Annotated in this window: 28 protein-coding genes and 2 pseudogenes; 25 read left to right on the forward strand and 5 right to left on the reverse strand. The window is 34.7% G+C overall.

All coding sequences use genetic code 11. The features are described 5' to 3' along the window. Positions 1-142 precede the first annotated feature (142 nt). The 9 genes from MGG13_RS01320 (at position 143) to MGG13_RS01355 (ending at position 8,112) form a co-directional block, all read left to right on the forward strand. Positions 143-973, forward strand: a complete 831-nt coding sequence (locus tag MGG13_RS01320; RefSeq protein WP_239035084.1) for a DNA adenine methylase — start codon at positions 143-145, stop codon at positions 971-973. 14 nt (positions 974-987) lie between these two features. Continuing rightward, positions 988-2,304: a type II restriction enzyme gene (locus MGG13_RS01325; RefSeq protein ID WP_239035085.1), complete on the forward strand. Its 1,317-nt coding sequence runs from the start codon at positions 988-990 to the stop codon at positions 2,302-2,304. An 11-nt stretch (positions 2,305-2,315) separates the two neighbouring features. Beyond that, positions 2,316-4,085: an ATP-dependent nuclease gene (locus MGG13_RS01330; RefSeq protein WP_239035086.1), complete on the forward strand. Its 1,770-nt coding sequence runs from the start codon at positions 2,316-2,318 to the stop codon at positions 4,083-4,085. Between the two features lie 120 nt (positions 4,086-4,205). Next, positions 4,206-4,295 carry a 30S ribosomal protein S9 gene (gene rpsI / locus MGG13_RS11360; protein WP_338041206.1) on the forward strand — a complete coding sequence of 30 codons (90 nt, stop codon included), beginning with the start codon at positions 4,206-4,208 and terminating at the stop codon, positions 4,293-4,295. Between the two features lie 416 nt (positions 4,296-4,711). Continuing rightward, positions 4,712-5,881 (forward strand): DUF418 domain-containing protein, encoded by a 1,170-nt coding sequence (locus MGG13_RS01335; RefSeq protein WP_239035087.1) that lies wholly within the window; start codon positions 4,712-4,714, stop codon positions 5,879-5,881. A 51-nt stretch (positions 5,882-5,932) separates the two neighbouring features. Further along, entirely contained in the window at positions 5,933-6,412 is a 480-nt protein-coding gene (locus tag MGG13_RS01340) for a hypothetical protein (protein ID WP_239035088.1), read from the forward strand. 64 nt (positions 6,413-6,476) lie between these two features. Continuing rightward, entirely contained in the window at positions 6,477-6,728 is a 252-nt protein-coding gene (locus MGG13_RS01345; protein WP_239035089.1) for a hypothetical protein, read from the forward strand. Between the two features lie 440 nt (positions 6,729-7,168). After that, complete coding sequence (locus MGG13_RS01350; RefSeq protein WP_239035090.1) at positions 7,169-7,585, forward strand: hypothetical protein; 417 nt, start codon at positions 7,169-7,171, stop codon at positions 7,583-7,585. Between the two features lie 248 nt (positions 7,586-7,833). Continuing rightward, entirely contained in the window at positions 7,834-8,112 is a 279-nt protein-coding gene (locus MGG13_RS01355; RefSeq protein WP_239035091.1) for a hypothetical protein, read from the forward strand. Here the strand turns inward: MGG13_RS01355 and MGG13_RS01360 are convergent. Continuing rightward, entirely contained in the window at positions 8,066-9,169 is a 1,104-nt protein-coding gene (locus tag MGG13_RS01360) for an IS30 family transposase (RefSeq protein WP_239034581.1), read from the reverse strand. The genes MGG13_RS01355 and MGG13_RS01360 overlap by 47 nt on opposite strands. 114 nt (positions 9,170-9,283) lie before the next feature. Between MGG13_RS01360 and MGG13_RS01365 the strand changes: the two genes are divergently transcribed. Further along, positions 9,284-9,709, forward strand: coding sequence for an NDxxF motif lipoprotein (locus tag MGG13_RS01365; RefSeq protein ID WP_239035092.1), 426 nt, complete (start codon positions 9,284-9,286; stop codon positions 9,707-9,709). 25 nt (positions 9,710-9,734) lie between these two features. Continuing rightward, a pseudogene (locus MGG13_RS01370) lies at positions 9,735-10,313 on the forward strand (ATP-binding protein); the annotation flags it as partial. Between the two features lie 56 nt (positions 10,314-10,369). Here MGG13_RS01370 and MGG13_RS01375 read toward each other — a convergent pair. Further along, positions 10,370-11,472: pseudogene (locus tag MGG13_RS01375) on the reverse strand (IS30 family transposase). Between the two features lie 159 nt (positions 11,473-11,631). Here MGG13_RS01375 and trpS point away from each other — a divergent pair. From trpS to MGG13_RS01405, 6 genes are all read left to right on the forward strand, one after another. Further along, a complete protein-coding gene (gene trpS, locus MGG13_RS01380; protein ID WP_239035649.1) occupies positions 11,632-12,648 on the forward strand; it encodes a tryptophan--tRNA ligase in 1,017 nt (338 codons plus the stop codon). Positions 12,649-12,666: 18 nt separating this feature from the next. After that, the gene (locus tag MGG13_RS01385) at positions 12,667-13,164 is read left to right on the forward strand and encodes a GNAT family N-acetyltransferase (protein WP_239035094.1); all 498 of its coding nucleotides are present in this window, start codon (positions 12,667-12,669) and stop codon (positions 13,162-13,164) included. A gap of 101 nt (positions 13,165-13,265) precedes the next feature. Next, a protein-coding gene (locus tag MGG13_RS01390) for an IS3 family transposase (RefSeq protein ID WP_239035095.1) occupies positions 13,266-14,410 on the forward strand; the annotation gives its coding sequence in 2 pieces (ribosomal slippage) (positions 13,266-13,512 and positions 13,512-14,410; 1,146 coding nt in all). Positions 14,411-14,459: 49 nt separating this feature from the next. Continuing rightward, on the forward strand, positions 14,460-15,053 hold the full coding sequence (locus tag MGG13_RS01395) for a Type 1 glutamine amidotransferase-like domain-containing protein (RefSeq protein WP_239035096.1): 594 nt from the start codon (positions 14,460-14,462) through the stop codon (positions 15,051-15,053). A gap of 107 nt (positions 15,054-15,160) precedes the next feature. Next, positions 15,161-15,412, forward strand: coding sequence for a DUF3923 family protein (locus MGG13_RS01400; protein ID WP_239035097.1), 252 nt, complete (start codon positions 15,161-15,163; stop codon positions 15,410-15,412). A gap of 33 nt (positions 15,413-15,445) precedes the next feature. Continuing rightward, positions 15,446-15,631 (forward strand): hypothetical protein, encoded by a 186-nt coding sequence (locus MGG13_RS01405; RefSeq protein ID WP_239035098.1) that lies wholly within the window; start codon positions 15,446-15,448, stop codon positions 15,629-15,631. 200 nt (positions 15,632-15,831) lie between these two features. Here MGG13_RS01405 and MGG13_RS01410 read toward each other — a convergent pair whose 3' ends face one another. After that, positions 15,832-16,449 carry a hypothetical protein gene (locus MGG13_RS01410; RefSeq protein ID WP_239035099.1) on the reverse strand — a complete coding sequence of 206 codons (618 nt, stop codon included), beginning with the start codon at positions 16,447-16,449 and terminating at the stop codon, positions 15,832-15,834. 142 nt (positions 16,450-16,591) lie between these two features. Then, positions 16,592-17,134, reverse strand: a complete 543-nt coding sequence (locus tag MGG13_RS01415; RefSeq protein ID WP_239035100.1) for a DUF1307 domain-containing protein — start codon at positions 17,132-17,134, stop codon at positions 16,592-16,594. Between the two features lie 184 nt (positions 17,135-17,318). Between MGG13_RS01415 and MGG13_RS01420 the strand changes: the two genes are divergently transcribed. Together MGG13_RS01420 and yidC are read left to right on the forward strand one after the other, a co-directional pair. Beyond that, positions 17,319-17,591, forward strand: a complete 273-nt coding sequence (locus MGG13_RS01420; RefSeq protein ID WP_239035101.1) for a hypothetical protein — start codon at positions 17,319-17,321, stop codon at positions 17,589-17,591. A gap of 29 nt (positions 17,592-17,620) precedes the next feature. Further along, positions 17,621-18,361 (forward strand): membrane protein insertase YidC, encoded by a 741-nt coding sequence (gene yidC / locus MGG13_RS01425; protein ID WP_239035102.1) that lies wholly within the window; start codon positions 17,621-17,623, stop codon positions 18,359-18,361. 84 nt (positions 18,362-18,445) lie between these two features. On the opposite strand, the gene isaB is transcribed toward yidC, so the two are convergent. Next, on the reverse strand, positions 18,446-18,988 hold the full coding sequence (gene isaB, locus MGG13_RS01430; protein WP_239035103.1) for an immunodominant staphylococcal antigen IsaB family protein: 543 nt from the start codon (positions 18,986-18,988) through the stop codon (positions 18,446-18,448). A 356-nt stretch (positions 18,989-19,344) separates the two neighbouring features. Here isaB and MGG13_RS11305 point away from each other — a divergent pair, with 356 nt between their 5' ends. From MGG13_RS11305 to MGG13_RS01455, 6 genes are all read left to right on the forward strand, one after another. Continuing rightward, a complete protein-coding gene (locus tag MGG13_RS11305) occupies positions 19,345-19,476 on the forward strand; it encodes a hypothetical protein (protein ID WP_275416136.1) in 132 nt (43 codons plus the stop codon). Between the two features lie 460 nt (positions 19,477-19,936). After that, a complete protein-coding gene (locus tag MGG13_RS01435) occupies positions 19,937-20,173 on the forward strand; it encodes a hypothetical protein (protein ID WP_239035104.1) in 237 nt (78 codons plus the stop codon). Positions 20,174-20,685: 512 nt separating this feature from the next. Then, positions 20,686-21,195 carry an accessory gene regulator B family protein gene (locus tag MGG13_RS01440; protein ID WP_239035105.1) on the forward strand — a complete coding sequence of 170 codons (510 nt, stop codon included), beginning with the start codon at positions 20,686-20,688 and terminating at the stop codon, positions 21,193-21,195. A gap of 1 nt (position 21,196) precedes the next feature. Beyond that, positions 21,197-21,334 (forward strand): hypothetical protein, encoded by a 138-nt coding sequence (locus MGG13_RS01445; RefSeq protein ID WP_165983138.1) that lies wholly within the window; start codon positions 21,197-21,199, stop codon positions 21,332-21,334. Further along, positions 21,334-22,650 carry a sensor histidine kinase gene (locus MGG13_RS01450; RefSeq protein WP_133432487.1) on the forward strand — a complete coding sequence of 439 codons (1,317 nt, stop codon included), beginning with the start codon at positions 21,334-21,336 and terminating at the stop codon, positions 22,648-22,650. The genes MGG13_RS01445 and MGG13_RS01450 overlap by 1 nt, the downstream gene beginning before the upstream one ends. Positions 22,651-22,655: 5 nt before the next feature. Next, a complete protein-coding gene (locus tag MGG13_RS01455) occupies positions 22,656-23,378 on the forward strand; it encodes a LytR/AlgR family response regulator transcription factor (protein ID WP_239035106.1) in 723 nt (240 codons plus the stop codon). Positions 23,379-23,406 lie beyond the last annotated feature (28 nt).

Here is a 23,406-nt window from a genome sequence, read left to right on the forward strand (position 1 = left end):
ATAATAACTTATCAAATGAATTAAGATAAAATAATTTGATATTAAAAGCTAGGAATAATAGAACAGTCGTTTTTGATAATAGAATAATGTTATAATAAAGGATAAATTATATAAGCTAATAATGTACTAAAGGTAGGTAAATATGAAAAGAGAACTAGCAAAGCCATTTGTGAAATGGGTTGGTGGGAAAAGACAACTTGTACCTGAAATAAAAAAACATATTAAATTAAAGTCTAATACTATGTATTATGAACCATTTTTAGGGGGGGGAGCTGTTTTCCTCGAATTACAACCTTCTAATGCTATTGTCAATGATTATAATGCAGAACTTATTAATGCTTACAATGTAATAAAAAATGATGTCGAAGCATTAATTGAAGATTTAGGTAAACATAAAAATGATGAAATTTATTTTTATAATTTAAGAGAACAAGATCGTTATAAAGATTATCATAAAGTTAGTAATGTTGAAAGAGCATCTAGATTAATTTATTTAAATAAAACATGTTTTAACGGCATGTATCGGGTGAATAGCCAAGGATACTTTAACGTGCCATTTGGAAAATATAAAAGTCCTAATATAGTTAATGAATTTGTCTTACGTGAGTTAAATGCATATTTTAATGAAGCTGATATCAAATTTATGAGTGGTGATTATGAAAAATCATTGATAGGAATTTCCAAAAACTCTTTTGTTTACTTCGATCCTCCATACGCACCTATAAGTACAACTTCAAATTTTACAGGATACACAGAAAGTGGATTTGATCATAAAGAACAGGAACGTTTAAGAAATGTTTGTAATGATTTAAATGATCAGGGCGTTAAATTTCTTTTATCTAATGCAAATGTGCCATCTATTCAAGAATTATATCAGGATTATAATATAGAAATTGTTAATGCTAAACGGAATATTAATTCAATAGGTACCAAAAGAGGGTTGGTAGAAGAAGTTTTAATTAGAAACTTTTAGGAGCGAAATTGTAGATGAGTGAGAGAAATAGAGGGAGAATAATTGATCAAAGATGGGAAGATATTTTTTCTAGTTACAATATATTAGATTATATAAACAATAATGAAAATTACTTCATTTCATCATCTACCATTAATCAATTTAAAGAAGCAAGGCTTATGACTAAGTTTGATTATAAGTCTAGTTTGCCAGATATTTTTTATGAGAACGATCTTGCTATATTACCTGTAGGTAGATATGAATATGTAATAGGAAATTTTCAATGCTATCAAACCATTAATTCTAAAAGTACGGTATTCCGAAAAGAAAGACAGCATATAGATTTTCCAAATTGGATAGAAACAATTGATCATGAAAATATAACTTCAGAATCGACCATGATAAATGTAAGTTTAATTGCAGGAATGTTAAAAGATTTATTTGATCAAGAGTTTGTTTATCAAACTATTTCAGGAAGAATGGGAACGGGTAAGTTCGATTTTGTAATACAGGGGACTAAAAGTAGTAAACTCAGTCATAACATATGTGTAGAAGGAAGTATGTTGGAAATTGATGGCGGTTTTGAAACCGAAGATTTTGTAATTCTTATAGAAGCCAAAAATAATATTACAGATTCATTTCTAATAAGACAGTTATACTATCCTTATAGGCTTTGGAGTAGTAAAACAAGTAAGAAAGTTATTCCTGTTTTTCTACAATACTATAATGGTACATATAATTTTAGTGTATTTGAATTTACAGATTCTAATAATTATAATTCACTTAAATTATTACATAGAAAAAATTATATGATTGCTAGTGAAACTATTAGCATGATTGATATACAAACTATTATGGCAAAAGTTAAACCTAAAAAAGAAAATCCTAATTTACCATTTCCTCAAGCGGATAGACTTCAAAGATTATTGGAAATTATGAATGCACTGTACATTTCAGAAGAAGAAAAACTTTCCCTAGAAGAAATAACATTGACTCACGATTTTGTATATAGGCAGGCACAGTATTATTCACGAGCAGGATTATATCTTGGAGTTATGGAAATTAATGATGATGGTTCAATTTCTTTAAGTAAATTTGGAACAAAGATAATGGACTCAAATGAAAAGCAAAAATTACTGTTGTTAATTGAACGAATATTAAGTTTTGAATCGTTTAATCTAATGATGAAAAAGAGATTAAGTGCTGGTAGAGTATTAGAACAACAAGAAAAATATAATATTTTAGTCGATAGTGGACTTGAAAAGAAATATGCTCAATCAACAGTAGATCGTAGAGCGAGGACAGTATATTCTTGGATATCAGAAATTTTAAATATGACAAATGATTATTAAATGGTGGGTAAATGGCATATATAAGGAAAATCCAAATTTCAAACTTTAGATCTTATAAAAATAATGAAAATGTACTAAAAGATATTAAAAATCTAAATATGTTTACAGGAAAAAATAATTCTGGAAAAACGAATATTTTAAGAGCAATAAATTTATTTTTCAATCCAAAAGAATATGATCCTAAGCTTGATATGAATATGATTAAACAGTTAACTGGTGGTGGTACTAAACACCCAAAAATAAAATTAGAAATACATGATGAAAATATTACTATAAATAATAAAAATGTTTTTAATATTGAATTAGATTTAAATTTTAAAGTAAATGCAAATGATAAATTTTCATACAAAGTAACTCAAAAACATCATGAAGAAAAACTTAATAGTAGTAAAAAAATAGAAGCATATTTAAATAAAACATTTAAGTGTGTATATTTAAGTACCACTGACGAAGGTATTGCTGAACAAGCATATTCAGTAGTAAATGATATGATTCTTCAATATTATAAAAAAAAGAATAATAATATCAAAAAATCAATAGAAGAATTTGAGACTAATTATGAAAATTTACTAGGTGCCTTTAAAGATAATATTGAGGACTTAGAAGCTGAACTAACTAAACAATTTTATATATTTAAAAATAATGATATAGATATTACACCTAGGTTAAAAATTGGTAATGAGAAAGAGATATCAGACTTTCTGTTGGAGAATATAAAACTCGAGTTAGATGATTCATATTCTCAAGTTTTAAAAGCTAAAGGAGCTGGTGTACAGAGAACATCATTAATTTTACTTAGCCTATTCCTTATGAAAGAGTTATACTCGACAAAAAATAAAATTATATTACTAGACGAGCCGGAAGCATTTTTGTATCCATTACTCATATTGGAACTTAAGGATACTATTGAAAATGCAGCTTTAGAAACTAATAATAGTCAGATATTTATGACTTCACATTCAAGAGAATTTTTATCAGAAATCAACAATCATAAATATGCATTTTTTAATATTGAGCAAGAATATGAAAAGAAAAAATATGAAAGAAGTATAAATGATGAAGATATTAATAAATTTTCTGTTATTAAAGAATTTGATAGTTCTACTAAATTTACAGTATTAAAAAATTATGGACTTCTAGATAATATAGATGATCATGATAAAATAATTATTTGTGAAGGTAAGACAGACAAAAATTATCTGGTAAAAATTCTTGAAGGTAAGCCATTTAGACCACAAATTCGATATGGAAAATATACAGATTATATAAAAGAAGATAGCGAAGAAAGTAGTGTGGAAGAAGCAGATTCACATAGTAATTACTTTACAAAAGGAACTGAATCAATTATCCCAATATTGTTGTATTTAGACCGTGTAAGTAATGTAAATAGAGATATTTTCATTCTTGTCGATGGAGATAAAGCAGGAAAAGATGCTAAGAAAAAAATTATTTCTAGACACTATAGTAATCTAAATATTGATATAAAAATATTACCTAATAATAAACAGATTGAAGATGTAGTTTTTGAAAAAGAAGAGTTTATTAGTAAAGTCTTAAAAATACTAAAATTAGATAATAACAATGAGAGATCTTTTAGAGAAGCAATTAATAAAGTGAAAGATAATGAATCTGTAATCAAAAAAACACAACAGTTTATCGAGATGTTTGATTTAGAGATAAATATTGGCGAGGTTAAACGTGACCTCTCTAACAATCTAAATGAAAATAATATAAAGAAAGATTGGATAATAGAAGATTTAAATAAGTTTTTTAAATTTTAAAATTACTACCGACCAGCATTTTATTTAGTTACCCTTTAACTACCCTTTTATGAAATTGAGTGATTTTTCATGAAACCTATATTTGTACAAATCCTTTAACATCAATGCTTAATCCACTATATGATTAGTGATAAAACACCAAAAATTTCTGAACGTAAAAAACCAAGTCTTAAAGGCGCTCGTCGTTCACCACAGTTCTCAAAACGTTAGGCTGCAGCTGTTGCGAATTTATTCGCTTACGGATGGAGTCCACAAATTGCGTCAGCAATTTGTGTTCAATTGAAGAAACGTTTACAGCACTTCTCGAAAATATTCGAGAGGTGCTTTTTTGTATGGTTTTGCCATTAACACCCGCTAAACCCCTTATAAAATTTAAATATTAAATATTCGTTTAAATTGATATTATATACAAATACGATTATAAAAACTAAGATATTCAGTCTTACTAGTAACTATATTTTACTAGATTTCTTATTAAGCAATACAGCCTTACCTTAAAGTATCCTTAAATTAGTAAATTCTCTATTCTCTATTTCTCTTCACTTGTGTACATTAAATATAAGGGGGTCTGAATTTCTTAAATTTTTAAGATACTTTTTAATGATGTAGCAAAGAAAAAAGGGTTTATGAAAAGACTAACAGTTGTTGATAGTTTAAGAGGTTTTAGTTTGATGGGAATATTATTTGCTAATTTGCTCTTATTCCAGTTTGGGCATTATGGGGCAAATTATCCGGAATTCTATGGGGTTGATACATTAAATAAGCTTTTTATTTATTGGGTCAAGATTTTCATAGAAGGCAGTTTTATGCCGATATTCGCTGTATTGTTTGGTTTCGGTTTAATGAAGATGAGTGAGAGTCTGGAGAAGAAAGGACATCCTGTGAAGCGGGCAATCATTAGAAGAGGGTTAATTCTCTTCATTATGGGCATGCTTCATTCTGCTTATCTTTTCAGTGGGGACATTCTTTATCTGTACGGCACTATTACGTTTATAGTCGTATGGATGCTGAGGTTTAAAGTTTGGTCCCTGATGATAATAGCTACTCTAGTCATCCCTTTAATTGTCGGTATTTTATCGGTCAATCCAGATTTAATAATGGCGGCTGAACAAAGCTTTGCGACTGGTGGATTATCTGCAGAACAAAGTGAATATCTCGCAACAGAGAAAAGTATATTTTCAACTGGAACGTTACAAGAGCGCAACGATTTCTTTATGGAAGAAGATCCGTTCATGGCTTTTACCGATGAAGAATTCTTGCTATTAATACCAATTGCCATTCTTTTTAATATACCGCTCTTTTTAATCGGGATGATATTGGCGAAGAATCGCTTTTTTGAAACCGGTCTGACGTCCGTAAAGAAAAATTTTATTTATATGACACCTGTTTTTATTCTATGTAAGGCGTTTATGGTGATTTGGCCCGATAATGATATCTTAGGAACCTTAGGCATCTTCAGTATGTATCTCCTGAGCTTCTCTTATATTTCATTATTTTATGCGCTCTATCAGAGATGGCAGGCACTTAAGCTGTTTGAAGCAATCGGCAGATTATCACTTACTAATTATATTGCCCAATCTGTATTTCATTCTTTTATCTACTATGGCTACGGGATGCAGCGTTTTGGTAATGATAACTTCTTATTATCACTACTGATTGCTACTTTATTCTTTCTCTTACAAGTGGCTATAAGCAATCTTTACTTCAAATATTTTAAACAAGGACCACTTGAATATATAGCGCGTGTTGTCACGTACTGCTCTTTTTCTCCGAATAAGAAAAATAATATAATTTAGTTTAAAGTAGAAAATTTATAAATATAATTCCGGGAAAGGTAAGTACCTAGCATGCAAGGATTTATTTTGAATGAAAAAGGTTATGTGACTTTTCCTTATGAAATTCTGAAATACATTGAACCCTACGTAAAGTCTCTGAAATGGAAAGTGAGATGTGCGGAACATAATGATCCTGATAACGAGTCTTTTCCGTTGAATGAGCCACATGATTATTTTTTGGATGGTGAACAATTGTTTTCGCTTCTGCAGCAGTATTCATATGTTCAATGGATATGGGGCGTATTATCAGGTTTTCCGCGTGCGCTTTCCTGGGAAGAAATAATGGGAAATTCAAGCTGCTTTGATATTACGATGGAACAGCCTTATTTGAAGAATGGGTTATGTCATATTGAACCACAGGCTGTTTTTGAGTTAATTGCGTTTGATAGTTCGGAGACTTATGTCTTGATTGATGATGAAACTACTATCTCAAGTCTTTCCAGCCACTTTCCGCATGCGGAACGTCTGGAAAGCGAGTTTATGAGGCGATGAATTTTTGAGAAGATATTTTTATGCTGTAACTATCCAAAATAACGGTTTTCTACAGGAGGTTGCCATGACTACTTTATCTATCCAGCAGGCTGTGTTTCTGTTCAGCACGTTACGTCAGCAGTTGAACCGTGAGATGCAGAAGTTCCATTCTGAATACCGGACGCCTATCGCAGTGAACAGCAAGAATATTGTAACAGATGAGAAGTTGCAGAAAGTATTCGATTCTCTATGGAAAATTGACCAGTTAAAACATGATATTGTGACACTGAGGACAGTGATTCACCTGAAGAATTCAACCTCTTTAATAGCACGATGATGATTGAAGTTGAATTGCAAACACAATAAACTATTTTGGGTAGAAAGACTACTTCTCAATAGAACATTTTTTACGGACAATAACGCCTACCACTTACACTTTGTTACGCCTTATGGATACGAATTTAGGAGACGAAGTACCGTTATTTTAATCTTTCGATGGGCAATCGCCAAAAACTCAGAGTACCAAGTTTTGCCTTTAGCGGTGCTCTTCATATGATAACAAAGCTAATTCTCGAAGGATTAGCTTATTTAATTGTGTAAATTTTTACATATATGATAAGGTAATGGTATCGAAAGTTAAATCTATCCAGGAAATAAGGTGTGAATAATGAAAAATCACTTATTCCATTATTTATATGCTTCTTACAAGTGATTGATGGCAGTATAGAGATAATAATGTGTATGATATCTTAAAATCAGAAAGAAGAGGGTATTACAATGAATCAGCAATTGATTGAAGCAAGAGAAGCGGTGGATCTGGCGTTAGCTCGTATTACAGAGATTAAAAAAATGACGAGTAATACGAAGGCATGGAGCTGGATTGATATTATGGGTAATGGCATACTGGGCAGTTATTTTAAGCGGCAGAATATCAAGAAAATTAATGATCATGTCACTCTGCTGCAGAATGATCTTCAGACAGTGCTTGCTGAACTTGAGGATATTAATTTATCAGCTGACTTTGCTTTACCTGATACGTCACATGATGAAATATTTGATGTATGGTTTGATAACATTTTTACAGATACAAGGGTTCATCAGGAGCTGGCTGATCTCAGTAAACATATAGAGGACACTGAAGAGAAGCTGCTGGTGATTGCGCAGGTGATTGATAAAGAGATGAATAATGGTTAAAAGCAGCTGTTGCATCTTCTCTATTCATATGACACTCAAGGGTCAAATAGTTATACTTTTAATCCTATATCTAAATCAAAACCTACATTTTATGCAGTAGTAGCCACTAGCTTTTTTGATGAGGAAGGAGAAAATGAATATTACACGATGGCTTATATCATCAAAGAGCTTGCAGGTTATAAATTGAAAATAAGAGTTTGGCATAATTTAGAATGAAGTAAACACTGTATCAAGAAGGGAGTTATATAATGAAAAAACTGTTTTTATGCTTAAGCTTTTTTGCGATTTTACTTTCCGCTTGTGGTGACGGTAATACAGAGACAAATAATACTAAAACTGAGCAAGTGCCACATAAGCTTATTGATTATAATGTTGTATATAAAAATAATAAATTTAACGAAACACTAAGTAAAAAAGAAGTCAAAGATAATATCAAAGAATATTCTAAATTGCAATTACAAGTTAGCCACCCTGACAAATTTAGTTCATATAGAATCCTAGGGATTCACTTAGTATGTTCTCTTTGATTAGTTCCTTCAAAAACACTTCCATCGCTGACTGTCCATCTAGTATCATACGTGGATATCTGTTCATCCATTCCTGGATTTTGTGGACAGTAGAATCTGTTACGGTTGAAATGGGGATGCTCTTAGGAATATGCCGGCGAATAAATCTGTGCTGATTTTCTTTCGTACCTCTTTCCCAAGAGGCGTAGGGATGAGTGAAGTAAACTTCTGATAATCCCCCGAGGCATTCAGAAAGACCGCTGAATTCAGGTCCATTATCTGATGTAATGGATTTAAATATCTTAGGGAAAGCATCCCCAGTTTCCTTTATCAGACGGCGTAGTGCATTGACTACATGATAACTTTGTTTACCATCAATCTTTAAGATAAGTTCATATCGGCTTTTTCTCTCAACCATGGTGAGGAGTACCTGATCTTCCGCAGACTTCTGACCGACTACAGTATCTATCTCCCAATGTCCGAAGGTCGTGCGTGTATCCACTGCATGAGGTCGCAGCTCGATAGATTGACCCAGTACTTTTTTATTGATACGAGTAAAGCCTGTCGGCTTCTTAGTCTTAAGCTTCAATTTCATCAGGAGATTGATATTACGTGTCTTTATCAGTTTTCTGTCAATCCAGTTATAGAGTGTCTTGATGCAGGGTATGAATCTTTCCGGAAAAAGTTTAGCCTTTTTAGCCAGCATAATAACGGAAGCCGGAGACATCTCCTGATGTATCATCAGATTATCGGCCCATTCAACAAAGGGATTATCTGTAATAGGGAGAGGACGACGTCCCGACTTGATACGATTTTCAAAGTATCTATCCTGAGCAAGATCAGGTGAATAGACGCACTTGTAGTAGGTATAGGTCTTATTATTCTGTACCTGCTGGCTCTTTTGAGTGTAGGTGCCACGCTTCACTTCGTTATTGATGGTCTGCGGCGCTCTGCCAAGCTTGCCGGCTATTTGTCTGTTTGAATATCCTTCATTGATCAACGTCTGTATGATGATTCGTTCGTCTCTAGAAAGGTGTTTGCCCTTAACGGTTTTCGTGTTACCATTGATATGCGTCATACGAATTCATTCCTTTATTGTCGGTGTGAGAACTACAATATTAACATGAATTCGTCATGGCGTATTTTTTTTATAAATAATTAATGTCTCTTCCACCATAGATGGCTAACTTGATTGTATAACTTACCTATCAAAGAATATTTAGATTTACAAAAAAAGATGTTAAGTCAAGAAAAAGTGATTGAAAAGCTTTCGGCAGAAAAAATAAGTGATGAAGATCAAAAAAAGATTAAAAATATTATTAAAAATTCAAATGAAAGTGACAAAAACTTTAATGATTTTGTTACTATGAATACCTTACCTAATCAATATAAAGGTGATGCTCTCAGAATATCTTCATATATTTCAAGTAGTAATTCTTATGTACTTACTGTTAGTCAGTCTGTAGATGATTTGCTAGATAACACATCTGGTGGTCAAATCAAAAATAGAGAAATCAATAAAATAATACCTCCAAAAAATGTTAATGCAAAAGAACAAAAAAAGATAGAAAAGTTTTTAGAGAAAGAAAATATAACAACTGAAATGTTTAAAAAATAATAGTATTTTTTAAAATTGTAATGAGATTAAATATTCTAAATTGCAACTACAAGTTAGCCACTCAAGTTCAAGTTTGAATGTTATGAAAGATGTAACTTTTGACCATGCGTTGCCTGAAGCTATTAGAGAAGCTAGAACATTTATTAAAACACAGTTACGTGCTTACACGTTCTTAGGAAAAATGACGATTTGTCACGCTTCCTGAGTATCCTGAGTTTGTTTGGTGCGAGGGAATGATTAATGCAACCGTCTATCGTAGATAAGATAACCAAGGGGATCATATCAGAATTAAAATGTTTGATGACAGACTAGAGATTACGAGTCCAGGCGAACTTGCCGCTTCTGTTAAACTGCCAGAAAAGAAAAGGAAACAGGTCGAGTAAGTAAGATAATAACGCCTGAACTATTCAAAAGTTGGAATAAGCAGCAAGAGTTAATTGTGAGACATTTGTATAATCAAGGTGAATTAATAGCCTCTCGAGTCGCGATTATTATTCAAAGATCTGTTCCAACAGCGAGAAAAAGTCTAAAAGAATTAAATATTATATCTACGCATGGATCAAGTAAAAATAACCCCAAAAGAACTTATGATTTGCTAGATTAGTTATTTTTTTGAAAACTTTTCTAAATTGCAATTACAAGTTAGCCACCCTGACAAATCTAGTTCATATAGAATCCTAGGGATTCACCCAGTATGTTCTCTTTGATTAGTTCCTTCAAAAACACTTCCATCGCTGACTGTCCATCCAGTATCTTACGTGGATATCTGTTCATCCATTCCTGGATTTTATGGACAGTAGAATCTGTTACAGTTGAAATGGGCATACCTTTAGGAATGTGCCGGCGAATAAATCTGTGCTGATTTTCTTTCGTACCTATTTCCCAGGAGGCGTAGGGGTGAGTGAAGTAAACCTCTGATAAGTCCCTGAGGCATTCAGAAAGATGGCTGAATTCAGGTTCATTATCTGATGTAATGGACTTGAATATCTTAGGGAAAGCATCCCCTGTTCCCTCTATCAGACTGCGTAGTGCATTGACTACGTGGCAACTTTGTTTACCGTCAATCTTTAAGATAAGTTCATACCGGCTTTTTCTCTCAACCATGGTGAGGAGAACCTGATCTTCCGCAGACTTCTGACCGACTACAGTATCTATCTCCCAATGTCCGAAGGTCGTGCGTGTATCCACTGCATGAGGTCGCAGCTCGATAGATTGACCCAGTACTTTTTTATTGATGCGAGCAAAGCCTGTCGGCTTCTTAGTCTTAAGCTTCAATTTCATCAAGAGATTGATGTTACGTGTCTTTATCAGTTTTCTGTCAATCCAGTTATAGAGTGTCTTTACACAGGGTATGAATCTTTCCGGAAAAAGTTTGGCCTTTTTAGCCAGCATAATAACGGAAGCCGGAGACATCTCCTGATGTATCATCAGATTATCGGCCCATTCAACAAAGGGATTATCTGTAATAGAGAGAGGGTGACGTCCCGACTTGATACGATTTTCGAAGTATCTATCCTGAGCAAGATCAGGTGAATAGACGCACTTGTAGTAGGTGTAAGTCTTATTATTCTGTACCTGCTGGCTCTTTTGCATATACGTACCACGCTTTACTTCGTTATTGATGGTCTGTGGCGCTCTACCAAGCTTTGCGGCTATTTGTCTGTTTGAATATCCTTCACTGATCAACGTCTGTATGATGATTCGTTCTCTCTAGAAAGGTGTTTGCCCTTAACTGTTTTCGTGTTACCATTGATATGCGTCATACGAATTCATTCCTTTATTGTCGGTGTGAGAACTACAATATTAACATGAATTCGTCATGGCGTATTTTTTATAAATAATTAATGTATCTTCCACCTTAGGTGGCTAACTTGATTGTATAACTTACCGTTTTTTATTTTATAGAGAAAAGGGGAATTAAAATTAAAACTGAGAATCTATTGACTGGAGATCGTCCTACGGGCAAATTACATATTGGACATTACATTGGTTCATTGAAGAACCGCGTTCAGTTACAAAGTGAGTATAACAGCTATATCATGATTGCGGATCAACAAGCTTTAACGGATAATGCGAGAAATCCTGAAAAAATTAAGAATAGTCTTATTGAAGTAGCACTGGACTATCTTTCTGTAGGCATTGATCCATCTCAGTCGAATATCTTTATACAGTCTCAAATTCCTGAACTGAATGAACTTACAATGCATTACTTAAATATAGTCACTGTAAGCAGATTGCAAAGAAATCCAACAGTTAAAACAGAAATCAAAGAAAAGAACTTTAATCAAAGTATTCCAGCAGGGTTCTTGATTTATCCAGTGAGTCAAGCAGCTGATATCACTGCTTTCAAAGCGACCGTTATTCCAGTGGGTGATGATCAGTTGCCTATGATAGAGCAGACAAATGAAATTGTTAGAAGCTTTAATTCTATTTATAAAAAAGAAGTTCTAGTTGAAGCAAAAGCATTGTTACCTAATAAAGAATCGAGACGACTTCCGGGTATAGATGGAAAAGCGAAGATGAGTAAATCACTTAATAATGCCATCTATTTATCTGATAGTGCAGATATTGTGCAGAAGAAAATTATGTCGATGTATACAGACCCAAATCATATTCGCGTAGAAGACCCAGGAAATGTTGAAAACAATACAGTATTTACTTACTTAGATGCTTTTTGTACTGATAAAGAAAAGTTAATCGGTATGAAAGAACATTATCAAAGAGGCGGGCTCGGAGATGTTAAAGTCAAAAGATATTTAAATGATATTCTTCAAGCAGAACTAGAGCCTATTAGGAAGAAAAGAATAGAGTATGAAAAGAACCAGGATTATGTCTATGGTGTGTTGAGACAAGGAAGTCAAAATGCACGTGCTATTGCTGCGCAGACATTAGATGAAGTAAGAGGCGCCATTGGCATTAACTACTTTGAGAATAGATAAAAACAAGGAGGAGAACTAATGCCCATACAAATACAGATATTCGAAAAAGAAGATGCCGACGAAATAGTGAGTCTCATTCATAGATCAATGTTTGAAACTAATATTGCAGATTATTCAGAAGAAGATTTGATGGAAGATGCGAAAAAATTTACTACAGATACAATAATAGAAAGAGCATCATGGACGAATTTTTATGTGTTTAAAGACAGTGATAAAATCATTGCAACTGGTGCAATTGGTCCATACTGGGATAGCACAGTCGAAAGTAGTTTCTTTACTATTTTTGTCCTGCCGGAATATCAAGGCAAAGGAGTTGGCGCTCTGATCATTAAGACATTGGAAAATGATGAGTTCTACAAGCGAGCTGAGAGGATTGAAATACCTGCTTCAATTACTGCAGTACCTTTCTATCAGAAATATGGATATAGTTTTAAGAATGGAATAGACTCTCCAGATGATGAAGGTATTGTGAGAATGGAGAAACATAAGAATAGAATGATTGAATCAGGCAATTAAGATCTTTTCAATTTTATGATAAAAACTGAATCGTCTACACTTAGTTGGACAATTTCTATGTGAATAGATATTGTTAATCTAAGAAAGTAGGCGATTTATTTATGTCACGTGAAAGAAGAAGTTTCAGTCCAGAATTCAAATTACAGATGGTCAAACTTTATGAGAATGGTAAACCTAGAAATGAAATTGTACGTGAGTATGACCTGACGCCTTCGGCATTAGGGAAATGGATCAAACAGCATCAGTCCACAGGGTCATTTCTGCACAACGACAATATGAGTGATGAAGAGAAGGAACTCAAGAAATTACGTAAAGAGAACCAGCGGCTGAAGATGGAGAATGACATTTTAAAGCAAGCAGCGCTGATCATGGGACGAAGATAGCCGTCATTCGTGAGAATGCCGAGAAATATTCAGTATCAGCAATGTGTAAAGTCCTGCGGATTCCTAGAAGTACCTACTATTATGAAGTCAACAAGCTGAGTGACAGAGAAAAAGAACCGCCTGATGAAGACGTCACTGAGAAGATCATTCATATCTTCAATACAAACAGGCGTTGTTTTGGCACGAGAAGAATCAAGATAGCATTAGATAAACAAGGTCTGAAAGTCTCCAGGAGACGGATTGGTCGTATTATGAAATCTAAAAATCTTATCTCCACATATACTTCCCTGCGTTACAGAGCCTTTCCGGATCGGTCGAATGAACGCAATATTACTAATGGTCTGGGCAGATTATTCTATAGAGAAAGACCGATGGAAGTGCTTGTGAGTGATCTGACATATGTAAAGGTGGCAGGAAAATGGCATTACATATGCTTATTTATTGATCTCTTTAACCGCGAAATTGTTGGCTACAGTGCAGGACCCAATAAAGATAGTCGTCTTGTTTCAGCAGCTCTTAGTACTATCAGACATGATTTAAGAGAGGTACAGATGTTCCATACAGACAGAGGCAAAGAGTTTGATAATCATCTTATTGATGAAGTGCTTGATACCTTTGGTATCCAGAGATCACTAAGTATGAAAGGATGCCCATACGATAATGCAGTAGCTGAAACTACGTTTAAAGCGATGAAGACTGAATTTATCAATCAATATAACTTTCAATCTACTAATCATTTGAATATTGAACTTTTTGATTATGTGAACTGGTATAACAATGTCAGGCCGCACGGCGCATTAAATTATCTAACACCAAGGGAATATAAAGAAATATTCTATAAAAACTGTCCAATATTATGTTGACAGACCAAACAGAAGAAAATAAAGATTATTATTCCAAGGAGAATTTAGCATGTTCCTTATCTCAGGTGGTGGCAGTTCTCAGGGTTTAGTTGAAACGAATAGATGGTTTGCAGAGCATATTGAACACGGAAGAGTACTCTATATACCACTTGCAGGAGATCCTAACTATCGTAGCTATGAAGATAGTTATAGTTATGTAAGTGCTATGTTCCAAGAAGTGGGTATCGAAGAAACTATTTTATGCACAGATTTAAATAATTTAAATTCAGAATACCTAAAAGGTTTTGAGGCTATCTATTTCTCTGGAGGATCTGTGGCGAAACTGACACAGGCAATATTGCAGGCTGATATTGCTAATAATTTAAGAGTATTTGAAAAAGAGAAAGTTATATATGGACAGAGTGCAGGAGCCATAGCATTTGGGAGTGCAGCTGGTTTTTATGAAGATGAAATCTGTTTGTCTTTCATTGACTACGGCATCATTTGTCATTTTGATAGCAATAATATTGCTGAAATCAATCGCTCGATTTATAGGGATGTCATCTGTGTAGAAGACGGACATTCGTTTATATTTAATAATGGTGATATTGAGCCATTGGTAGGAGAAGTCTTAGTAGTTAAAGCTAATGAAGATACTCTGTAGTTTTCTAGTCATACTTATCATATTTACTGCCCTTATGGAATAATTTTGAATTTAGTATATAATTGAATTATTACTATTTTTGTAAATTAATGATATAGGGGATTGTTATGAATAAATCAACTTCATGGATTCTCTGGAGCATATACAGTGCAGTGATCTGGATACTTTTTCTGGTTCCAGCTGTATTTGTCTGGGTCAGAACTGTAGATGGTTCAGGCGCTACTCAGACTTTTGAAACTAGAATGGTGAGTTTGATAGTCCTTATCAGCTTTTTTATGATTCCGTTCATCATTCAATTAATCTGGATGATCTGTAATATTGTTTTTTATAAGCGTGGACACAAACAAAGAGTGGAATAGATAAAAGCTATTTAATTAGGAAGGAAGATTATTATGGCAAAAAAAGAAATGAAGACAATGACTTACGGAGCGATACCATTAAAAATAGAAACAAAGAAAGGTCTATTTGTTAATGAAGGTATAGAAGTTAAAGCTATTCTGGATACTGAAACAGGAGAGGTTACATTTAAGATTTCGGATGAGGATTTGGAACGAATCAAGGAACAAGAGAATGGTTAGGTAAATGATTTTGGAAATAACTTCAGTGTGACATGTCAGTTTAGAAAGTAGGTTTAATAATGTCTTTAGCCATGATTTTTATCATTTTTGGAACGTTTCTTGGTATTCTAATGGCAATGAGAAAAAGAAGGAAACAATAGCTTAATCTCACAATAAAAGCTAACACCCATCAATGGCTGTTAGCTTTTATTCAATCATAATTATTCTTCGGCTGGTATATTTGGCGTCGTATATTCAAAAGTTTCTAATCTCCATGTCCCTTTGTATTTTTTATAAAAGGCATGAAGCGCAGGATATTTTATTGAATTATTGTATTCACGATAGATTCGGCCATCTTTTAATTGTTTTGTCGATACATGCTTACCGAAAGATTTTTCAATGATAGAAGGCGAGTACTTGCCATCATAACGGAAAGTCATTTTATCAACGAGAATGCGGGAGATATCACGGTCAAAGAGTAAAGTATAGTTCTTACCTGATAGATCAAGTGTATGTCCTTTGTCTACGCCATATGTCGATGTCAGCTTCACGTTATAAGGATAATCAGTTGTCAGTGTACTTGTAAGCGGGTTACTCCAGACTCTTTCTGCATAATCGAAGCTGTCCGCAAGTCCAACACTTTTACCATTAGGCGCCTTCATTCGGTAAGTGCTGTTTTTCATTGCTTTTGCTACTGTCGGTGAAGTTAAATAAGGAAGCTGAAAGGGTTTAGCACTTTCGTTAATAGGTTCAACTTTATTGTTGGCATAGGCTTGATTTGAAATGAATGGCGTGACAAGTAGACTGGTAATGAGAGTGGTCGCAATTAATTTCTTCATAAATAACTCCCTGTTATTATTTTATTTGTTATTTTCTTGATATTTACATTGTACAATATTTATGGATTAATACATATAAAATAATCAGTTTCAACTAACAAAAAAGGGAACAGCTCCATCGCTGTTCCCTTTTCAATAATAATTAATTCTTCAGTTTGTAGCCCGCTTCTTTTAACATCTCTTCTGATTTATTCATGCTGATACCTCTATCAGTATTACCATCAGAATTCATGATGTCTTTAATCTTATTGATACCTACTTTGTTATAATCTACACTGATGATTTCATCGACCTGCTTGGCTGTATATTTCACATCATATTTGTAGCCATCTAGTTTCTTTTTGTACTTCTGATTCGCAGCCTCCATGGCTTGTTTAGCTTCTTCTTTAGTGGAGCCCAGCTTTTTAAGGTCCATGATATTATGTGTCTCTTGCTTTACTACTTTATCGCCTTCTGCCCAGTAAGTGAGCTCACTTGTGGTACCCATTCCGTCATCCTGAACGAAGACTTTCTTAGTCAGTTCAGCCGCTTTTTCCTCGTTCGTCACTTCTTCAGTTGTTGTACTTGTCGTTTCAGTGCTGCTTTCATTTTTGTGATCGTCACTGCTTTTACTGTCAGTATTCCCGCATGCACTTAAGAAGATGATTACCAATACAACCGCAAGACTTTTGAACAAGTTTTTCATCAACACTTCTCTCCTCATCATAAGTAGATTTAGTCATTTTAACTGATTGTGTCTTATTACATCTTAATTATAATTTTATAAGATGTATTGTACAATCTAAAGTTTAGTATCACTTATACATTATAAGGAGATTATCATTCTGTGATATGATAGTCTTATTCTAAATGAGAGAGGAGGGCATAGTATGATTGATTGGATGATGGATATGATTGCTGAAGGTATTATGATGCATTATCTGGCCTATTATTTAATCGTATTTTCACCGTTCCTACTAGCTATCCTTTTTACATTGTTTCATGTGAAAGTAACCATCAATCTGATCAGTAAGTTTCAGATTGAATCAGCAATTCAAGTCATTCATCAATGTCTGACCAGCTGGCGGCCACCTATTTTAAGGTGGCGTATTCGATGTTTAGCTAAGTTATCAGACGAAGAGGATGTATTGCCAATATATTAATCAACTATTAATATATTGGAGGAGAAAATTTGAAAAAATTATTAAGTTTGGTTATGTTGTTTATTGCTTTAATACTCAGTGGATGTGGTGTTCAAAATGAAGGATTCTTCCATCAGACCTTTGTTGAACCGTTTATCTTCCTGATTAAATACTTCGCAGAATTCTTCGGCAATAGTTATGGCATCGGGCTGATTATGGTGACTTTATGCGTCAGAGTACTGATGATGCCGCTGATGTTCTATTCATTTAAGAGTCAGAGAAAAGTTCAGTATAAAACGAAGAAGCTGAAGCCCGAAATAGATGCACTTAATAAGAGAATGCGAGAAGCGGAGACGCCAGAAGAGCGTCAGCAAATGACGCAGGAACTGATGAAACTTTATTCTGAGCATGGCATCAGTCCGGTCAACAAAGGCTGTCTGCCTATCCTGATTCAGATGCCGATACTGACGGCATTATATTTTGCGATTTCACACAACGATGAGCTCGCCAGCCAGACTTTCATGTGGTTCAGCTTAGGGACACCGAATATTTTGATGGCATTGATCGCTGCCGGTATGTACTATCTTCAGATGAAGTTATCTAACCAGTATATGCCTGAAGAAATGCAGCCACAGATGAAAATCATGACACTGATCAGTCCATTGATGATACTGATGCCGAGTCTGACATTACCTGCAGCAATGCCCCTATACTGGGCAGCAGGCGCAATCGTCATGATGGTCCAGCAGTATCTATCGAATAAATATTTTGATTACTACGAAGAAGTATAGCTCTCACACACGCAGATGGTCTGAGTTTGTTAAATCTAAAAATTGAAAAAAGGCGATGAGTATGCTCATCGCCTTTTTTGATATCTATTGAATAGTGATAGAAACTAAATAACCTTTTTCAAAATAGGCTGTGAAGTAGGTGCCGGCTTTTGTTTTATAGCGATTCGTCACAGATGTTTTGTTATTTGATGTTGTCTGTCTGACGAGTTTGAAAGATTGATATGCCTTCTCAAATGTCTGTTTGCTGATGGATTTCGTTTTTGGCGTTAAAGTAATTGCGACGATTGTGTTTTTATCGAACTTATCGATCAGATTATCGTGGCTATAGAAGCCAGCTGCACTATGCGCTTGAGTCAGACGTTTTTTATTAACCATATAACCATCAATCATCACATTATCATGATTCACCGCATCTTTGAACTGCTGGTTCAAAACAGTCTTACCGCTGTAGAAGAAATAACCGTTGTAGTAATAATAAGGCTTGGTTTTATCAAGTTGACAAGCTGTTGTATTCGTTGGGACTTTAGTTGTGGTCTGTGCCTGTGCAACGTCAGAGGTTCCAACTGAGGTGAATAAAAGTGCTGTCGCTAATCCAGAGGCGCTTAACAGTTTGAGATATTTAGACATATAAATCCTCCTCGATAAATGGTATATCTTACAATTTATAGCATATAACATTGCAAAAATATTTCAAGTATTTCATTAATATTTCTTAAATAATAATAAATACGTTTTGTAATATCTATTTTGTTATAAAGAAAGGATGTTATATTGAGAGAATCGAATATCCGGATTTATTGAGTGCTGGAGGGAATGTGACCATAGAAGAACAAATTAAAATAGGCTAGACGCAAACTCATGTGAAGAGATATCCTGCATAAGCTTTGTTACTTATAGCCCGCTATTGTTCTTCTTGAAACAGGGTGTTAAATTAAAGCTATACAGTTAATTGATACTGAAATTATCAGTTGGGAGGGTCTGAGATGAGTCATCTGAATTGTGATAAGTTGTCTGATGCAGAGCATAATGAGAACAGACTGGGCTGCCTGGTACTGACTGCTATAGGTCTGGTAGGATTACTGTTGCTGGCGAGTATTATTGCTGCTGTTATCTAAAGACAGCTGAATAGCTTACTTTTTCATTTTATCGGCAGAAATTCCGATTAAGCATATCAAACAGATGATAAAAATAAGAGTCTGCATCATAATAGCTCCTTTATTTTCATAATTTTTCTTAAGGTAACTACGCATCTATCTTATACGATTACTGCCGAAGTTTTCTATGGGTTGATCAGCTGACGATGAAGCTAGAAAGTATTGGAAAGTTTTTGAATATTATCATAAATGGCATGACATGCTTGCACAATGGTTTGGTATTACATTTGAATAGAAAGTCACGGCGTACATAGACAAATTCTGGAAAAGTTGAGGGGTCTGTATTGTATAAAGAACCTGATTCAAGAGACTGGAAAATATTTATCCTTGTAATAATGATACTACTGACGGGATTTTTTCTTGAAATATACTTGGAGTAAGTTGTTAAGAATATATTATCTCAATAAAGGAGCGATGAAAAATGAAAGAAACATATATACATGGCATTCAGATTAAATACCATAAATCCACTCATCTCGTCCATGATAAAAACAGAGCGGTTATTCTTTCTAAACACTTGGATGAGATACACTGCATTATAGATTTCAACGTAGAAGATGGTAATGTGAAAAATATCAATATCAAGCCCAGATTTAATATTGATATTACGATTGAAGATGGTGTCTATATTTTTGATGTCAATTATGTGGAAGATTAGGGTCAAATTTTCGCTGCTATTTTTCGTTCGGCATTGTCTTCATCAACAGCAAATACCCTCCGACAGAATCTGCCGAAGGGTATTATAAGGGGCTAAATGTTATAATGATTATGCAGTGAATTTAGTGATTGTGTCCACGATTAATGTGATGAATTGTACGATAGTATCTACGATATTTCCAGCCATGTTAATATCCTCCTTTCTGTTATTTGATGAGAGTGATTATTGGAATTTGCTTACAGTGTCGATGATGAAAGTGATGAATGTAACAATGCCGTTGATGATATCAGTTACCATATCCTTTTCCCTCCTTCGTTCTGTAACTTATGACTTTATTATATAAGGGCTCAGAGAGAAAAAGAGGATTTTGCTTTATTTCATGCGTTTCACTTCGTAACTGTTTATTTTAACTGTTTTTATGTTACGTTTAAGAAGAAAAAAGATACAAATCTGAAAAGGTGTTCTCTTTTATGTCAGAACCTTTTAGAATAGAACTAAGGAGATGAGAGAGGATGCTTGAACAACATTTGACTGAACTTGAACAACTGAAGTTCAGGCGTGGGCTTCGTGTCATCATGAAGAACTTACTGATCTCAGCGACGATTTACTTAAGCAGCTATCTGCTTGGCATCTTCTTTCATGTCCTGGTTGCACATGGTTGTTATTTCATGATTCGTTATTTCAGTTTCGGCGCACATCTGAAGAACTTCTGGCTGTGTTTCGTGCAGAGTTGGCTGACGTTTGTCGGAGTGCCATTCCTGCTGGTCTATAAGCTTGATCTGCGACTGTTAATTCCCGGTCTGCTGGCAGCAGCAGCCATCTGCTGGCTCGGACCGCAGCCGACACGAGCGCAACCGATTCATGCTTATATGCTTGAACCGTTGAAACTGAAAGTCCGCGTGACAGTAGGGATTCTCCTGCTGGTCAGTCTGATTATCCCTAACGGTTACAGACTGATGATGTATTACGGTATCATTGTCCAGGCATTAACATTAGTTATTACTTATATGAGGAGGAACTGACATGTTAAACTTTATTCAGCATATCATTGATTTTATCGTGTTCATTGGTGACAAAAGCGTGATGAGAAGCTGCTATTTCTATTTCAACGAAGACGAACTGGATGCTAGACTGTATGAAGAAAAACGTCTGAACCACTAATGTACGATTTTAATACTTCTGAGTCAGTCATCTTTATTATCTTTCAGTGCATCTGTTTCAGCATCGCAGTGACTTTACTCGGGAACTTTAAATACAGCAGAAAGGGTATTTTGTATACCGTTCTGCTGTTTATTGTTCCTGCTGTTATTTTATTTTTTGTCTTCAGAACACTTGCCATTCTTTATTTTATTGTCTTTTATACTTTTTTCTATCGGCGACGTTCTTTTCTGGTTAATGGTCTTATTGTGCTCATAACAATTTTTATCTCTGTTATCAGTGATCATCTAGCCGCATTGATTACGATTTCTATTTTCGGTGAGAACTTCTTTTATAATGACCGTTATGTGCTTTATTTTGTCATGTTTCTCTCGCTGATGGTTGTCCTGCCTTGGCTGATCAGAACAATTTTCAATAAGGTCAAGGATTTTCAGGTGCTCTATAGCCATAACAGACTTCTTGTCCTGCTGCTTGTCGGATATCTGGCTATTTCTATCTTGCTTATCTATCTCATTATTCCGGACCGGACACTGACGGAACGCGAATATGTTATCTATGCCTCTTTCTATATCATTTATTTCATTATCAGTTTCGGTCTGATTGTTCTTGTAGCGAGAGCTTACTATCAGAAACTGCTCCTCAGTATCAAGAGTAAGGAGAATGAAGATTACTATAAATATACAAAAGAACTTGAGAAGAATAATAATGTCATGCGCAAGTTCAAGCATGATTATGTCAATATACTGTCAACGATGTCTGGTTACATCTATAATGATGATATGGAGGGACTGAAAGTTTATTTCAGTGACTATATTGTCCCCCTGAAAGAGAATATTGATAACCAGCAGTATCAGCTCTATGGAATGAACCGTATCAATGCTGCGCCGCTGAAAGGCATACTGACGTCCAAGATGATTGAGACACAAGAGCAGAATATTTCACTTAAGGTCGATGTTTCTGATGAGATCAACAGTGAAGATATACAGATGGATATTATCGATTATACCCGCATGATTGGTATTGTCTGGGACAATGCGATTGAAGCGTCTCTGGAGATTGAAAAGAGTGAGATACAGGCTGCGCTGATGAAGACGGAAGAGAGTCTGCTTTTCGTTATTTCGAATCACTGTAAACCCGATATGCCTCCGATTGCGACGCTTTACGAAGAGAACTTCACCACTAAGAACGGACAGGGTGGCATCGGTTTAGCGAATTTAGCTGCTATTTCAGCGAAATATACGAACTTATTCCTGGATACTTCGATACAGTCGAATCTGTTTATCCAGAAAATAGAGGTGCTGTTTGTTGAAGAGAGGTGAGAAAGATGAATATTTATGTCTGTGAGGATTCAGTCGAGCAGCTGAATCATATGACACAAGTCATTTCCAACTATATTATGATTGAGCAGCTGGATATGACGCTGACCTGTGCAACGACAGACCCATATGAACTGCTTGCCGCGGTTGAACAGCATAGTGACATCGGTATTTATTTTCTTGATATTGATTTATCTGCTGATATCAACGGTATCCAGCTGGCGCAGAAGATACGCGAAATAGATGCGCTCGGCCATATCATCTTTGTCACCAGTCACAGTGAAATGACGTATCTGACTTTTAAGTATAAAGTATCAGCACTTGATTTCATCCTGAAAGATGACCGTGAGAATATTGACCGCAGTATCCGCGAATGTCTCTTAATCTGCCAGCAGCGGCTGAGTGACATAGTCGAACGCAATAAGATAGATAAGCTTGAAATAAAGTCAGGCAGTCAGAAGCTATTTATCAGTTATGAAGATATCGTCTATTTTGAATCATCGCCGAATCCGCACCGTATTATTCTGCATCTGATGAACCGCAGGCTTGAGTTCTACGGCAATATGAAGGATTATGATGATCTTGATACGCGTTTCTTCCGTTGTCATCAGTCTTATATTATCAATGTCGACCATGTGACTTCGGTTGATAAGAAGAATCGTATGGTTCACTTTTCCAATGGCGAGACCTGTTATATCTCGGCACGTAAAATCAATAAGTTCCCGAACTGATAGAAGCCCTGCTTTTCATTATGAAAAG

Source organism: Macrococcus brunensis, assembly GCF_022343725.1.
GTDB lineage: Bacteria > Bacillota > Bacilli > Staphylococcales > Staphylococcaceae > Macrococcus > Macrococcus brunensis.